The sequence below is a fragment of the Falsihalocynthiibacter arcticus genome, assembly GCF_000812665.2.
Classification (GTDB): domain Bacteria; phylum Pseudomonadota; class Alphaproteobacteria; order Rhodobacterales; family Rhodobacteraceae; genus Falsihalocynthiibacter; species Falsihalocynthiibacter arcticus.
Genome location: NZ_CP014327.1, coordinates 337,493 through 352,276 on the forward strand (window position 1 = coordinate 337,493; position 14,784 = coordinate 352,276).

Consider the following 14,784-nt stretch of genomic DNA (forward strand, 5'->3'; position numbering starts at 1 on the left):
ATATGATAAAGACCGCGATGCTGCTCCAACCAGCGAACATAATAGGGACACGTCGCGCAAAACTCACTTAAGTCCGAAACTGGGCAAAATCTATCATTAGGAGCAAACAAACTGCCTCAAGACGCCTTAAACCGGAAAAACAGACTGCGTTTTTTTCCGAAGTTATCTTTATTGCCTGCCATTATTGCCGCGCTTCTGGTTGCGTCCGTTTGGTATGTGACGGAGCTTCAAACTAAAAAGATTTTTGCTCAGTCCTTGAGAGATGATGTCAGCGCCCTAGCCAACGACGTGCGCGCTAATCTTGAGATTCACCTCAACAGCGACCTCTACCTCGCGCAGGGTCTCGCAGCGGCGCTCTCGATCGAACCGGACATGTCGCAGGAAACTTTTACTGAACTTGCAGCGGAATTCTTCCGCAATAGTAAAAACGTTCGCAACGTGGCCGCGGCACCAGACATGGTAATCAAACTCATTTACCCAACCAAGGGCAATGAGACGACAATCGGCATAGATTACAGAAAGCTCCCGATACAGCTGGCAGCTGTGCTACATGCTCGCGACACAAAGAAACTGGTCCTCACAGGGCCAGTCGAACTGGTCCAAGGGGGGCGGGCTTTTATTGGGCGCTACCCAATTTTCAACATGCATGCCCCGTCTGAACCCTTCTGGGGGGTCCTTGCAGCCGTCATTGATCTGGACCGCCTTTACTCAACGAGCGGCCTTTATGATCCGTATTCAAAAATCAGCATCGCCCTTGAAAGCCAAGATACCGTGAATGGCGACCGGAAGATGTTTTTTGGAAATATAGAAACAATTCAGAACACCCCCGTTCAAATGGAAGTTCGTCTTCCCACGGGCGCATGGCGAATTTCAGCGGTGCCTAAAGAGGGCTGGAAAACGATACCTCCAGCACTCTGGCTTCTTCGAAGTGCGTTTTTGGTTGCAGCCCTGATGATCATTGCGCCCATGCTTGCCTCCGCATTCCTCATACACCAGCGCCATGAGTATATTGATGTTCTTTCTGAGCAAAAGGGCGATCTACATCGGCAATCCCGACGCCTTCACCTCGCCATGGAAGCCGCTGGGGCTGGAGTTTGGGAATTTGATGTCGACAAAAAAACGATCATCTGGGATGCGCGGATGAATGAACTGTATGGATACCCCCCCTCCTTTAGGGAACACTACCATACTGATTGGGCGGCTCGCATTCATCCGGAAGATCGCGAACGAGCAGAAGCTGATTTTGAGGCTGGGGTTGGTGGGCGCGTTCATTTTAGATCCGTTTACCGAATCCTATTGCCAAATGGCGGCATTCGCCACGTCCGTTCTTTAGCAAACATAATTCAATTCAAAGGGCGTACAAAAATTGTTGGAGTAAATTGGGATGTTACCGAAGAAACAGAAATGCAAAAATCGCTCGAGGCCGCAAATCAAAATTTAAAAGAGAAAAACTTTGAAATAGAACTGGCGAGACAGCGCGTCGAGTTCCTTGCTCACCACGACGCACTTACTGAACTTCCCAATCGTCGCTTCCTTGATCAACGCCTTGAAGAACACAAAGTGAGCTACGCCGCAGGCGAAGCTTTTGCTGGTGTTCTCCAGATAGATTTGGACGGATTTAAGACTGTAAATGACACATTAGGCCATTTAGCAGGTGACAATATTCTAAATCAAGTCGGCAATATCCTAAGAACTCTTATTGACGATCAAGATCATGTTATTAGACTCGGTGGAGATGAGTTCATCATTTTCATTAGCAGAAAAAGTAAGAGTTTTTTCGCGCAAGAGAACCATCTGCAAACCCTCGCGGAAAAAATAATCCGCCGATTATCCTTACCTCTCAGTGTTTCAAATGGAAAAATAACAATTGGGGCGTCGATCGGTATCGCTACGGACGCTATTTCCACGACAACTCCACAAAACATCCTAAGGGACGCCGATGTCGCATTATATGAGGCTAAAATCTTGGGAAGAGGCCAGTTTCAACTCTGCGACACAGAACTTCGACGCACTTTAGATCGCAAAAATAGTTTTCTCTCTGAGATAGAAATCGCGCTGACAGAAGGGCAAATGATACCCTATTATCAACCCCAATACAGCGGTTCGGATTTGTCGTTTTTTGGTGTCGAAGCGCTCGCCCGTTGGAACCACCCAACCCGTGGCCTTCTCACTCCCAAAGATTTTCTTGAAAACGCAAAAGAAATTGGAAGAGATGCCGATATTGACCGTGCAATACTTCTTTGTGTTTTAGCGGATCGCATTAGCTGGCAAAAGGCGGGAGCCATTGTACCAAGGATTTCGGTAAATGTGTCCGCGAGGCAGATAGCTAGTCCACATATTTTGGATGACCTCGCAAAACTGGATATTCCACGTGGTTCCATATGTTTTGAATTAGTAGAATCGATTTTTATGGATGATGAAAATCAAATGCTGAAAGATAATGTTGCAGGCATAAAGGACATGGGAATCGAAATTGAAATCGATGATTTTGGAACAGGGTTCGCGTCGATTGTTGCCCTACAAAAGCTTCGCCCCATGCGCCTTAAAATTGACAATCAACTTGTTACTCCAATTAGTTTCTCCCCGTCCGCGCGGAAAATTGTTGCTTCTCTAATTGAGATTGGGCGCTCCCTTGATATTGAGGTTATCGCTGAGGGCATTGAAACCCAATTTCACATCGACACCCTTCAAAGTATGGGATGTCACGCGCTCCAGGGCTACGCACTTTGTCGGCCCATGTCGGGGGATAGTTTTTTTGAACTCCTCGTGCGAGATCAAATTCATGTGGGAAAAGTGACGACCTCATAGAATAGGCCGGCATTCGCAAATTCTTCACTGTTTTAACACATAAATACAAAACTAAAATTCGACCAGACCAACGCGCGCCCATGTAAACGCGCCCTTGTATTGAATCTAGAAAATTTTGGCATAAACAGTAATAAAACGCTACCCAAGAAACCCTTGGACGGTCGCGATGTTCTAACGTACTCATGTTTTGAGAAGCTTTGGTCCGTTTCCTGCATCAGTTTATTTAGAAATTAGCAGTAGTTCCCCCAATTATGAATGGACGATCGATTCAGTCGTTCATAGCAACACACGAGAAAGTTCACTAGACTTAGAGGCGTGCTTGGAAGCAACAGCGTTCACCTAAAGACGACCAGAAGTAGTTCGTGAATTCAAGCGAACCCTAGCATTGTCGTCAGCAATAACGGCACCGAACTGAGAGGTAGCGTAATTCTGAAATGGCAGGAAGATCGCAAAGTCGAGTGGTATTAAATCGCCCATGGCAAACCAATGCTGAACGGATTTTTCCAAAGCTTCAATGGAAGTATGACAGATGAATGCCTGTACGAGCACCTACTCGATAAACTGTGCCATGCCCGCAATCTAGTGGCGGCATAGCGCATCGACTACAACTACCACCGCCCGCACTCCAGCCTCGCTGGCATGTCACCAGCTGGATATGTTAACAGGCCAAAGAAGAACCAAAACCTGAGCTGGACTAACTCACATTAGCGGCCACTTAGGGGAACAGGTCATTCAGTATACATGTGTATTTATGTTTATCGCATAGTGCTACTTGGTTATGAATTTCCTGGGAACGGTTTTGACTCCCCACATAAGGATTCGCCTTTAGGGCAACCGATCCTCAAGATTTCTTCTATTCCAAAAAGTCTGTGTTTTCTTCAAATTCATCGCTTGACCTTATCCAAACATTTACCTAAACAGCCATTCAGTATGGCGGAGTAGCTCAGTTGGTTAGAGCAGCGGAATCATAATCCGCGTGCCGGGGGTTCAAGTCCCTCCTCCGCTACCAAAATCCCATTAGAATTCAGGCTGTTATAGTCAGTGGCCAAAATCTTCTCTACTATTTTCCACCGGGACTGCAATAGGGCTGCAGCCCCGTGAGTAGGATAGTAACCCGAAGTTCGCCGATTGTCTCATTACTCAGGTCGAATTCCTGTTCGGCATCTCAACTAAGGCCAGAGATTGCCGCGAAAGTTACCAAGAAAATCCTACAGATGGCCTTCGTTTAGGGCTTCCATGATTGGCCACAGCGAAGACAGGTAACCTTGACAGTGTTCAGGTCAAACGCTGCCAAGCTTGCGCGTATGCTGTGAGGCTATCCACTTGTTTTGACGCCGCGACTACATCCGGCGAAGGTATCGCACTTGAGGACCCACACAAAAGCGCGGCCCCGATGCTCGTGCCTGTTGCTGAAAGACTTCGAAAGATCGGGCGACCCGTCGCAGCCCCCAGCATGTCGAGGAAATACGCGTTTCGCGCGAAGGGGCCCTCAACAATGGTTGGCCCTTTGGCCCCCGTGAGGTCAAGGCAGGTTTGCGTCATGAGGGCTAGATAATAGGACAATGCAATCGCCCGCACCCCTGAACCTTCGGCGGGTTCACCGCCATGCCACTGCATTTCGTGCCCTTGATATGGCCCGCTTTCGTTTTCGACGGACGGCAGCAACTTGATCCCGCCTGACAACACGGCTTGCTCGTCGCTTTCGGACGCCTCGAAGGGGTGCCCGTTCTGAATTCGCTCAAATTCTCGCCCCCCCATGAAGCGCGCAGAAGGCACCATATATCCGAGAGCATTCACATTGATCAGGGTGTCGCGGCTGGGATCATTGGCAAAACTCCCCCACCGACGGACATCGCAATCACCCATGTTCCCGTTGAAACAACTGAAAATGGCGTCTTTTGCGTTAGTAAATGCGGATACAAAGAAGCATTTGAATCGTGAATGCCGCAGACCACGGGGGTGCTGGCTGGTAGGCCGGTGACCATCGCGATTTCAGGCAGAAGCGTGCCCAGAACGTCACCGGATTTATGCACGGGCGCAATTTTTTGTTCGATACCAAGTCGCTCTGGGAGGTTAGAAAACTGCGATTCATGCGGGTTCCATAGGTCCGTGTGGCAGCCGATGGACGTCACATCATTCGCCACGACACCAGTTAGCCGATGTCCCCAATATTGCGGATACCCAACGATATGCGCGGTGCGTGTTTTTAAATCTAGGTCCTGAGAAAACTGATAATGGAGTTGCGCGCCAACGTTCAGCCCGTGGGCCAAGCGCGGCGATCCAGTTTGCGAGAAGGGGGGGCGCAAGGCATCATACCGCGCCGAAATTTCCGCGGGGATCGGATGTTCGTAATCAAGAATGGGTGCTGCCAAGGCGCCCTGAGCATCGAGCAATGCGGCACACGCCCCGTGGGTTGTGACCGAAATCGCGCCCACACCGTGTTCACGATGAAACGACTTGAGCGCGGCCAGCAGGAATTCCCAATGCCCTTCGGTATCAAAATGCGCCCAAGGCGGCCCCGCCAGAACGGTATTGGGGCGGGTGACAACAGCAATTTCTTTTAGGGTCGAAAGATCGACAAGGGCGAGTTTCGCATTGGTCTTGCCAATATCGATAACGGCTATGTGGCGCGGGTTCGTCATTGCATGTGAAACAACATTGGGAGGGGCATGGCAACTGGTGCGCCGCTCTGCTCTGTCTCCATGATATCCGCCATATGCGCCCACCATTTTTGCATCACCGGATGGTCCGCAAGCGCGTCCATTCCATGCCCGTCGGAGCGAAGGAGTATTCCAATCAACAGGTTGGTTTCCGCATCAAAATGGATACTATAGTCGCTCACCCCTGCCTCGTGCAAAAGCGCGACAAGCTCGGGCCAAATGGCATCGTGGCGGCGCTGATACTCGTTCGCCATTCCCACGTTTAGACGCATCCGAAAAACATACCGTTCGCTCATCGTTTCTTCGCCCTTGCGGCCATAGTCCATAGCCGCGGCAATGCAATTACACCGATCAGAAGCAGGCCGATGAATATCGACATGACGATGCCTGGCACATTCAACAGGCCCAGCCCAAAGGTGACAAGCCCCATGACGAAAGCCGCAATAACAACACCGGGAATGGAGCCAGACCCACCAAGGATATTGACACCGCCAAGAACAACCATGGTGACCACCTCAAGCTCCATCCCCTGCGCGATACTTGGGCGGGTAGACCCAAGGCGGGACGTGAGGCAAATGGCAGCCACGCCCGACATCAATCCCGTAAGCAGGAACAGGATGAACTTCACCCGTTGCACGCGAATGCCGCTAAAGAGTGCGCCAGTGGGATTGTTACCAATGGCATAAACCGAGCGACCAAAGCTGGTTTTATGCAGCAACACGCCATAGATCACCGCAATAATAACGAAGAACAGCATCTCGACCGTGAAGACCCAATATATATACCCCTGCCCAAACCATGCGAAGCTTGTGGGGTAGCCGCGAAAGGCGTCGTCGCCCAAAATAATATAGCTGATCCCGCGAAACAGGCTCATGGTGCCGATGGTCACAACAATCGACGGAAGGCCCAAAACGGTAACAAAAACCGCGTTGAACGCCCCGCACAAAAGCCCGACCGTCAAGCCAATCGCCACCAGTTCAGGCGTTCCAGCCCCGTGTTGAACCGCCAAGCCCATTGCCGTACTTGCAAGGGCAATGATGGAGGCCACCGAAAGATCAATCTCCCCTGCGATAATCAACAGGGCCATTGCAAAAGCGATCATCGCCTTTTCGGTGAAATTGAACGTTGCATCGCTCAGGTTCCAAGCGTTTAGAAAATAGGGCGAGGTAAAGCTGTTGACCACAAAAATGGCGACTGCAACGGCAAGTAGGAGGCTTTCCCAACTCCGGAACGTGCGAAAAGCGCGGCTGTTCAGGCGGTCGGGGATATTGCGCAGGGGCGCTAACGTATCACTCATGTGGATTTCTCCGCTGATTTGAGGATGATGCGGCCTTTGGTACGGCCCGCACTGGCGTTGAAGGCCACGGCGATCAGGATGGCGCTACCGGAAATGGCCAACTGCCAGAACGGAGAGATATTGACGACAGGAAGCGCGTTTTTCACGACCCCCAAAAAGAGGGCTCCCAAAACGGCACCGCCGACCGAGCCGATCCCACCCGCAATCGAAATGCCGCCGATCACGCAAGCGGCCACAACTTCGAGTTCAAACCCACCGGCGATATCCACATAGGCCACGGCATAACGCGCCACCCAAAGATACCCAGTGAGGCCAGCCAGTGCGCCGGAGATCACAAAGGCAAAAAACTGCGTTTTGCCCACGTTGATGCCAGTGTAAACGGCCGCGTGTGGATTCCCCCCCACGGCATAGATCGACCGACCTAAAGGCGTGCGCGACATCACCACAGCAAAGATGACGACGGCCACAATTGCAGCCCAAGAGAGGATTGGCAATCCAAGAATTTCAGCGCGCGGGAAGCCGGTAAAAGAGGCGCTCATCTCATGGGAATTGACCCATTTTCCGTCGGAAATCAAAAAAATCATGCCCCTAAAGATTGTCATTGTACCCAGTGTCACCACGATGGGCGGGATCGACAGTTTCCACACCAAGATACCGTTAATCGCCCCCATCAGCCCGCCAAGAAGGATGGCAATCGCAATGATCACTGGAATGGGCAGGTCGGGAAAAGCCACGTTGATCATTGCCACGGCCATACCTGTGAGTGCAAGATTTGCCGCGACCGAGAGGTCGATGCAACGGGTCAAGATAACGACCATTTGGCCCAAGGCCAGTATGATCAAGGGCGCAGTATCATTGAAGACATTGGCAAGATTCGCAGGGGCGACAAAGCCACTAAATCGCGATGCGGCTAAGATAAGCAAGAGGCCAATGGCACCCGCTAGGATAGTTTCGCGCACGGGAATTTTACGAGATAGCATAGCCCTATGCCTCCTGATTTTGGGGTGCCGGAGAGATGCCAGCGGCATGACGTACGAGTGTTTCAGGGCGCAAGTCATCACCAGAAAGTTCCGTCGCAATCAGCCCGTCGCGCATTACGATCACACGGTCGGACATGCCAATCACTTCTGGGATTTCGGAACTGACCAAAATAACGGAAAGTCCCTGCGAGGCCAATTCCGCCATGAATTCATGCACCGCCGCTTTTGACCCGATGTCGATACCTTTGGTGGGTTCATCAAGGATGATGACCTGTGGCTGAGTGGCGAGCCATTTCGCAATGACCACCTTTTGTTGGTTCCCGCCAGAGAGATTACCCACGTCTTGATCCAGTGAGGCCGCCCGCAGATCGAGCCGTTCTGCATATTCACGTGCCAGTTTGAATTCCTCGGCGAGTTGCAAAAAGCCATTTCGTGAAGTGCGTTTGAGCGACGGTAACGTGATGTTTTGGAAAATTGGCAGGCCTATCACTGCGCCCTGTTTGCCGCGATCTTCGGGCACATAAACGATCCCGTTGGCGACCGCATCCGCAGGCGAGCGGATGACGCGAATTTTGCCATTGATTTTGCACACACCCTTGGTGGGTTTTGTAATACCGAACAGCGACTGCATAAACTCCGAGCGCCCTGCCCCCACAAGCCCGTAGAACCCAAGAATTTCGCCACGCTTGAGGGAGAAACCGATATCGTCAAATTCCGTTGGATGCGCATATCCAACCACCTGCAAAACTTCCTCGCCGACATCGTGTTTACGGTCAGGAAAAATCTGTTCCACAGGGCGACCAACCATCATTTTGACCAGCGCATTTTCGTCGATGTCAGAGATCAGTCCGTCGCCCACAAATGTCCCGTCACGAAATACGGTGTAGCGGTCGGCAATGCGGAAAATTTCATCAAATTTGTGGCTGATAAACAGGATCGCTTTACCTTGGGATTTGAGCGTTTCAACCAGCTCATACAACTCCTCAATCTCTTTATGAGAGAGGGCCGCTGTGGGTTCGTCCATAATCACAACACGCGCGTCAACAGAAAGAGCACGGGCGATGGCCACAAGGTGTTTGCTCGCAATTCCGAGGTCTCGCAGTTGTGCATTGGTGCTGAAAGGTGCGCCGATTTCGTCGAGGAGTATTTGCGCCGCACGTTGCATTTCGGCCTTGTCGATCAGGCCAAGTTTTGTGCGCGGTGCGTGGCCGATGAAGATGTTTTCTGCCACGGACAACTCATCAAACAACACGGTTTCTTGGTGGATCGCCGTAATGCCAGCGCCGGACGCCGCGTTTGGGCTGCTGAAGGAAATCGGTTCACCATTGATGCGGATTGTGCCGCCGTCTGGCGGATAAATACCTGTCAAAATCTTGACGGTCGTGGATTTTCCAGCGCCGTTTTCCCCAACAAGAGCAGTCACTTGACCCGGATAAAGATCAAGGGTGACCTGATCCAATGCTTTCACGCCCGGAAAGGTTTTGGTGATCGCATCCATTGAGACAACGGGCGTATTGGCTGGTGCTGCACGCTCTGTCATGTCGACACTCTTTCGGAAATGAAGGGGGTTTTTGAAAGGGCCCGGCGCAGGACACCCGCGCCAGACCAGATTATGCAAGCAATCTTAGAAGATCGACTTGAATGCTTCGATGTTGCTGGCGTCGTAAACAAACGGATCAGCCATCGCGCCTTCGTTGGCGTCATCAAGTGTCAAATTGCCCATGCGGCCCATCGGGATTTCCGCGCCGGGAGCAGCGACAACACCATTTTGGCTCAACTCATAGGCCAACATTGTTGCGGAATAGCCCAGATCGATTGGGTTCCAAATCGCGAAGGATTGCGACGCACCGCTTTCGATGGCTCCGGCCATTTCCGACGGCAAGCCAAGGCCGGTTACGTTCACTTGGCCAACTTTGCCTGCATCAACCACAGCTTGTGCGGCTGCAACGATGCCAACAGATGTTGGCGCAATGATTGCGTCAAGGTCAGGATAGGATTGCATAAGACCTGTGGCCTCGCGGTAGGATTTATCAGCAAGGTCATCGCCGTAAACCGTAGCAACAACTTCGATGCCCGGATAGTCGCCCATAACTTTGTTCATCTCTTCCATCCAGATATTCTGGTTGGTCGAAGTTGTTGTGGCCGAAAGCAAGGCAACTTCACCGCCATCAGGCAAGTGATCCGCGGCGAGTTTGATGATCATATTGCCGATCAACGGGTTCGAGGAAGGGTTGAGGTGCAATTGACGCCCCTCTGCTGCCACGCCGGAATCCCAGCTGATGACGGTGATTCCACGGTCCATGGCGCGCTTTAATGCAGGCACAAGGGCGTCAGTATCGTTCGCAGAGATTGCAATCGCGTCAACATTCTGCGCGATCAACGCATTAATGACCTCAATTTGGCCTTCGGCGGTTGTGTCTGTTGGACCCGTATAGATGATCTCGACATTGCCAAGCTCGTCGGCGGCCTCTTGAGCGCCTTCTGCGGCAGCTTCGAAAAAGCCGATGCCGAGCGCCTTGACGACCAGTGCGATTCGAACATTTTCCGCAGCCATTACGGGGCTTGCGAACATTGCTGAGACAATAACCGCCGAAGCAGCTAGTTTCTTAAGTACACTCATGGTTTCCTCCCTTAAGAGTGGTTGAATTGGGCAAGCTATGAAGCCACCCCTTCTTTTTGCGCCGTCCCCGAGGGCACGACGATTAGTGTCACATCCGCCGCCTCCAACATCGCCGCCGTGCGGTCGTCGATGCCGTCGTCTGTGATAAGAGTATCGATCCGTTTCAGCGGGCAAAGCACAAGGCTGGAACGGTTTGCGAATTTGGAACTATCGACCAGAACGATCAATTCGTCCGCCTGTCCGATCAGTTTTTGTTCAGCTTGGATAAGCAAGGGGTCTTGCTCCATCAAACCGAGTGGGCCGATGCCCTGCGCCCCCATAAACATACGGCGCGCATAAAAATTACGTGTCACGTCGTTGTCAAAAGGCGACAAAACGATGTTTTGCTCACGGTAGATTATTCCCCCGAAAGCATCACCGTGTTGCGCGAATTCTTTAGCAAATGTTCCGCAATGAAGAAGGAGTTGGTAAAGACCTGCATCCGCCGTGACGCTAGGGGGTGCACCATCTGAAACGTGGTTGTTCCCCCGTTAATGATGATGGGTTCTCCGTCTTCGCAAAGATCTACCGCCGCGGCCGCGATTGCTTGTTTGGCCGCGTTGTTCATCGTTTCATTCACGGAATAGGGACGACCAGAAAGACCCACAAAGGGAGCCGCAGTTAGAGCTTCGGCCCCGCCCCGTACACGGCGCAAACGCTTTTGTTCATCGAGTGTATTGATGTCCCGACGTACGGTTGCCTCAGAGGCTCCCGTCAAGGCGCACAGATCAACAACGGTCAGCAATGACCGATCTTGAACGGCGGATAGGATAACGCGGTGACGGTCTTTCTCGTGCATACTTCTTCCCCTTTGGGTTGCTCTAACGTTCGGCGAGTCGCGACTAATTGTCAATCATTAATTATCATAATCAATCATTCCGCATTGCAGCATGATTGATTATGACTAAAAGTGATTGACCTAAGTGCTACTTCCCGTCAGATTACCCTCAGTTAATCAACTCTTTTCCTGTCGTCCATGGAGACAACAATGACCAAAAGCACCGACCTTCAACGCCTTGAAAACAAATGGGATGCGGAGCGTTCCGCAAAGATGACCGAGCCAGAAAAACTGCTCTATCGCTCCAATCTTTTGGGGTCGGACAAACGAATCACCAATTACGGTGGCGGCAATACTTCCGCGAAAGTTATGCAAAAAGATCCGCTCACAGGCGATATGACCGAGGTGCTTTGGGTCAAGGGCTCTGGGGGCGATGTTGGCTCAATCAAGATGGATGGGTTTTCGACTCTCTATATGGAAAAGCTGAATGCATTGCGTGGTATCTATCGCGGCGTGGAGTTTGAGGATGAAATGGTCGGCCTCCTGCCGCATTGCACGTTCAACCTGAACCCGCGCGCGGCCAGCATCGACACACCGTTGCATGCCTATGTCCCCGCGAAACACGTCGATCATATGCATCCCGATGCAATCATCGCGATTGCCGCGGCCAAAGACAGCAAAGCACTGACACAGAAGGTTTTTGGGGATAGCATCGGCTGGTTGCCATGGAAAAAACCTGGGTATGAATTGGGCCTTTGGCTCTCGGATTTCTGCGCCAAAAACCCTGACGCAAAGGGCGTGGTTCTAGAGAGTCACGGGCTGTTCACATGGGCGGATGACGCTCAGGATTGTTACGATCTGACCCTTGAGATCATTCAAGCCGCGATGGATTGGTTCGCCATGGAAACCGCGGACAAGGCTGCCTTTGGGGGCGAAAAACACAGGAGACTCAAGGCGGATCAACGCCGCGCAACGGCGGCCCGTTTAATGCCAGCCATTCGCGGCATGGTCTCGGGCCAGCAGCATATGGTCGGCCATTTCACCGACAATGATGCGGTTTTGGAATTCGTAAACGCCAATGATATGGAGCGTTTGGCCGCCCTTGGAACCTCCTGCCCCGACCATTTTCTGCGCACAAAAATCTGCCCGCTTGTGGTCGACTTTGACCCCGCCAACCCCGACATCGACAAAACATTGGCTGGCCTGGAAGCTGCCGTGACAGAATACCGCGAGGGTTACAAAGCCTATTACGAACGGTGCAAACACGCCATCAGCCCTGCATTGCGCGATCCAAATGCGGTGGTCTATCTTGTTCCTGGCGTTGGCATGATCACCTTCGCCAAAGACAAGGCAACGGCGCGGATTTCTGGCGAATTCTACGTCAATGCAATCAACGTAATGCGCGGTGCGGACGCGGTTTCTGAGTACCAAGGCCTACCCGAGCAAGAGGCCTTCGACATCGAATATTGGTTGCTCGAAGAAGCCAAACTACAACGCATGCCTAAACCGAAATCGCTGGCAGGACGGGTCGCCCTTGTCACGGGTGGCGCGGGGGGCATCGGATCAGCCACGGCGGAGCGGTATTTGCGCGAAGGCGCTTGCGTGATGCTGGCGGATATCGACGACGCAGCCTTAGCGGAAACCGCCGAGATCCTCACAGAGCGATACTCAAAAGATGTCGTGCGCACGGTCAATATGAACGTGACCGAGGAGGCCGCAGTAATTGACGCCTATTCCACAGTTGCGGCAGAATTTGGCGGCGTGGATATTCTGGTGTCAAACGCGGGAATCGCAAGTTCGGCCCCAATTGAGGAAACCACGCTCGAGCTTTGGAACAAGAACATGTCGATCCTTTCGACGGGGTATTTCCTTGTGAGCCGTGAAGCGTTCAACGTGTTCAACGTGCAGAAAATGGGGGGCGCGATTGTCTTTGTCGCCTCCAAGAACGGCTTGGCCGCTTCGCCCAATGCCTCGGCCTATTGCACGGCCAAAGCGTCCGAAATTCACCTCGCCCGCTGCTTGGCACTGGAAGGCGCGCCAAGCGGCATTCGAGTAAATGTTGTCAATCCAGACGCGGTTCTGAAAGGGTCCAAAATCTGGCAAGGCGATTGGCTCGATCAACGCGCAGACACTTACGGCACCGACAAAAGCGGGCTTGAGGAAATGTATCGCGAGCGTTCCATGCTCAAACGCTCTGTATTGCCTGAGGATATCGCCGAAGCCGCGTATTTCCTTGCCTCCGACCTTTCGTCCAAATCGACGGGCAATATCATCAATGTGGATGCTGGCAATGTCCAAGCCTTCACCCGCTAAAGGAGCGAATTTATGATCAAATCTGATATCATCGCCCAAGCAAACGATGCTGCAAACGCTAAGCTTAAGGCAGATTACGACGCCCTTGGCGAAGCCCTTGATCGGCGCGGAATTGACATCGCAGCGATCAAATCCAAGGTTGCGAAATACGGCGTGGCCGTCCCGAGCTGGGGCGTCGGCACCGGCGGCACCCGCTTTGCGCGATTCCCAGGAACGGGCGAGCCACGCGATATTTTCGACAAGCTTGATGATTGTGGCGTCATCCACCAACTTACCCGCGCCACACCCTCGGTTTCGTTGCATTTCCCGTGGGATGCGCAGCCTGCAGCGGACCTCAATAGCAAGGCCGAGGAAGTTGGCCTGACGTTCGACGCAATGAATTCCAACACCTTTCAGGATCAGGAAAATCAACAGTATAGCTATAAGTTTGGTTCGCTTTCGCACACCGATGCTGCCACCCGTCAACAAGCCATTGACCATAACATCGCCTGTATCGCCTTGGGACGTGAAATCGGGTCCAAAGCCCTGACGATCTGGGTTGGCGATGGTTCAAACTTCCCCGGCCAGACGAATTTCACCCGTCAATTTGAGCGCTACCTTGAGGCCACACGTCAGGTCTATAACGCGCTGCCCGAAGACTGGACCTTGTTGACCGAGCATAAAATGTACGAACCCGCGTTTTACTCAACTGTCGTTCAGGATTGGGGTACCAACCTTTTGATAGCGCAACAGATGGGCGACAAAGCAAAATGCCTCGTGGATCTTGGCCACCACGCGCCGAACGTGAACATCGAGATGATTGTCGCGCGTCTGACGCAATTTGGCAAACTTGGCGGCTTTCACTTCAACGATAGCAAATACGGCGATGATGATCTCGATACGGGAAGCATTGATCCTTACCGTTTGTTCCTTGTGTTCAACGAGTTGGTCGAAGCGGAGAACAATCCCGACTTCAACCCGATGCATATGCTTGATCAAAGCCACAATGTGACGGACCCAATCGAAAGCCTTATGGTTTCTGCCACCGAAGTTCAGCGCGCCTATGCGCAGGCCCTTTTGGTTGATCGAACGGTGCTTGAGGGCTTCCAAGAAAGTAATGACGCGTTGATGGCAACCACAACTCTTAAGCATGGTTTCCGCACCGATGTTGAACCCATCCTCGCAATGGCCCGCCTTGAGGCCGGAGGCGCAATCGATCCCGTTGCCGCCTACCGCGCCTCAAACTACCGCGCGCAAGTCTCGGCAATACGTCCACAAGTGAGTGGCGCGGGAGGCGGTATCGTCTAGAG

General features: G+C 52.2%; 11 protein-coding genes, 1 tRNA gene and 2 pseudogenes. 6 read left to right on the forward strand and 8 right to left on the reverse strand.

What is annotated here, in order from left to right; genetic code table 11:
• Positions 1-372: 372 nt before the first annotated feature.
• The 4 genes and pseudogenes from RC74_RS23645 to RC74_RS01705 all read left to right on the forward strand — a co-directional run.
• A pseudogene (locus RC74_RS23645) lies at positions 373-699 on the forward strand (CHASE domain-containing protein); the annotation flags it as partial.
• Positions 700-876: 177 nt separating this feature from the next.
• The gene (locus RC74_RS01700) at positions 877-2,808 is read left to right on the forward strand and encodes a putative bifunctional diguanylate cyclase/phosphodiesterase (RefSeq protein ID WP_236940011.1); all 1,932 of its coding nucleotides are present in this window, start codon (positions 877-879) and stop codon (positions 2,806-2,808) included.
• A gap of 522 nt (positions 2,809-3,330) precedes the next feature.
• Entirely contained in the window at positions 3,331-3,402 is a 72-nt protein-coding gene (locus RC74_RS23650) for a hypothetical protein (protein ID WP_417935182.1), read from the forward strand.
• Between the two features lie 338 nt (positions 3,403-3,740).
• Positions 3,741-3,817: transfer RNA gene (locus RC74_RS01705), tRNA-Met, on the forward strand.
• A gap of 266 nt (positions 3,818-4,083) precedes the next feature.
• Here the strand turns inward: RC74_RS01705 and RC74_RS23460 are convergent.
• The 8 genes and pseudogenes from RC74_RS23460 to RC74_RS01740 form a co-directional block, all read right to left on the reverse strand.
• Positions 4,084-4,674, reverse strand: coding sequence for a hypothetical protein (locus tag RC74_RS23460; RefSeq protein WP_335339568.1), 591 nt, complete (start codon positions 4,672-4,674; stop codon positions 4,084-4,086).
• The gene (locus RC74_RS23465; RefSeq protein ID WP_335339569.1) at positions 4,611-5,450 is read right to left on the reverse strand and encodes an FGGY family carbohydrate kinase; all 840 of its coding nucleotides are present in this window, start codon (positions 5,448-5,450) and stop codon (positions 4,611-4,613) included. Before RC74_RS23465 ends, RC74_RS23460 begins: the two co-directional genes overlap by 64 nt.
• On the reverse strand, positions 5,447-5,764 hold the full coding sequence (locus RC74_RS01715) for an L-rhamnose mutarotase (RefSeq protein ID WP_039004561.1): 318 nt from the start codon (positions 5,762-5,764) through the stop codon (positions 5,447-5,449). The genes RC74_RS23465 and RC74_RS01715 overlap by 4 nt, the downstream gene beginning before the upstream one ends.
• Positions 5,761-6,765: an ABC transporter permease gene (locus RC74_RS01720; RefSeq protein WP_039004490.1), complete on the reverse strand. Its 1,005-nt coding sequence runs from the start codon at positions 6,763-6,765 to the stop codon at positions 5,761-5,763. The genes RC74_RS01715 and RC74_RS01720 overlap by 4 nt, the downstream gene beginning before the upstream one ends.
• Positions 6,762-7,745 carry an ABC transporter permease gene (locus tag RC74_RS01725; protein ID WP_039004491.1) on the reverse strand — a complete coding sequence of 328 codons (984 nt, stop codon included), beginning with the start codon at positions 7,743-7,745 and terminating at the stop codon, positions 6,762-6,764. Before RC74_RS01725 ends, RC74_RS01720 begins: the two co-directional genes overlap by 4 nt.
• Positions 7,746-7,749: 4 nt before the next feature.
• Entirely contained in the window at positions 7,750-9,285 is a 1,536-nt protein-coding gene (locus RC74_RS01730; protein WP_039004492.1) for a sugar ABC transporter ATP-binding protein, read from the reverse strand.
• Between the two features lie 84 nt (positions 9,286-9,369).
• Positions 9,370-10,365, reverse strand: coding sequence for a rhamnose ABC transporter substrate-binding protein (rhaS, locus tag RC74_RS01735; protein WP_039004493.1), 996 nt, complete (start codon positions 10,363-10,365; stop codon positions 9,370-9,372).
• Positions 10,366-10,400: 35 nt separating this feature from the next.
• A pseudogene (locus RC74_RS01740) lies at positions 10,401-11,203 on the reverse strand (DeoR/GlpR family DNA-binding transcription regulator).
• Positions 11,204-11,392: 189 nt separating this feature from the next.
• On the opposite strand from RC74_RS01740, the gene RC74_RS01745 reads away from it, so the two are divergent.
• Positions 11,393-13,495, forward strand: a complete 2,103-nt coding sequence (locus RC74_RS01745; RefSeq protein WP_039004495.1) for a bifunctional rhamnulose-1-phosphate aldolase/short-chain dehydrogenase — start codon at positions 11,393-11,395, stop codon at positions 13,493-13,495.
• 12 nt (positions 13,496-13,507) lie between these two features.
• Positions 13,508-14,782, forward strand: a complete 1,275-nt coding sequence (gene rhaI, locus RC74_RS01750; protein WP_039004496.1) for an L-rhamnose catabolism isomerase — start codon at positions 13,508-13,510, stop codon at positions 14,780-14,782.
• Positions 14,783-14,784: the final 2 nt, after the last annotated feature.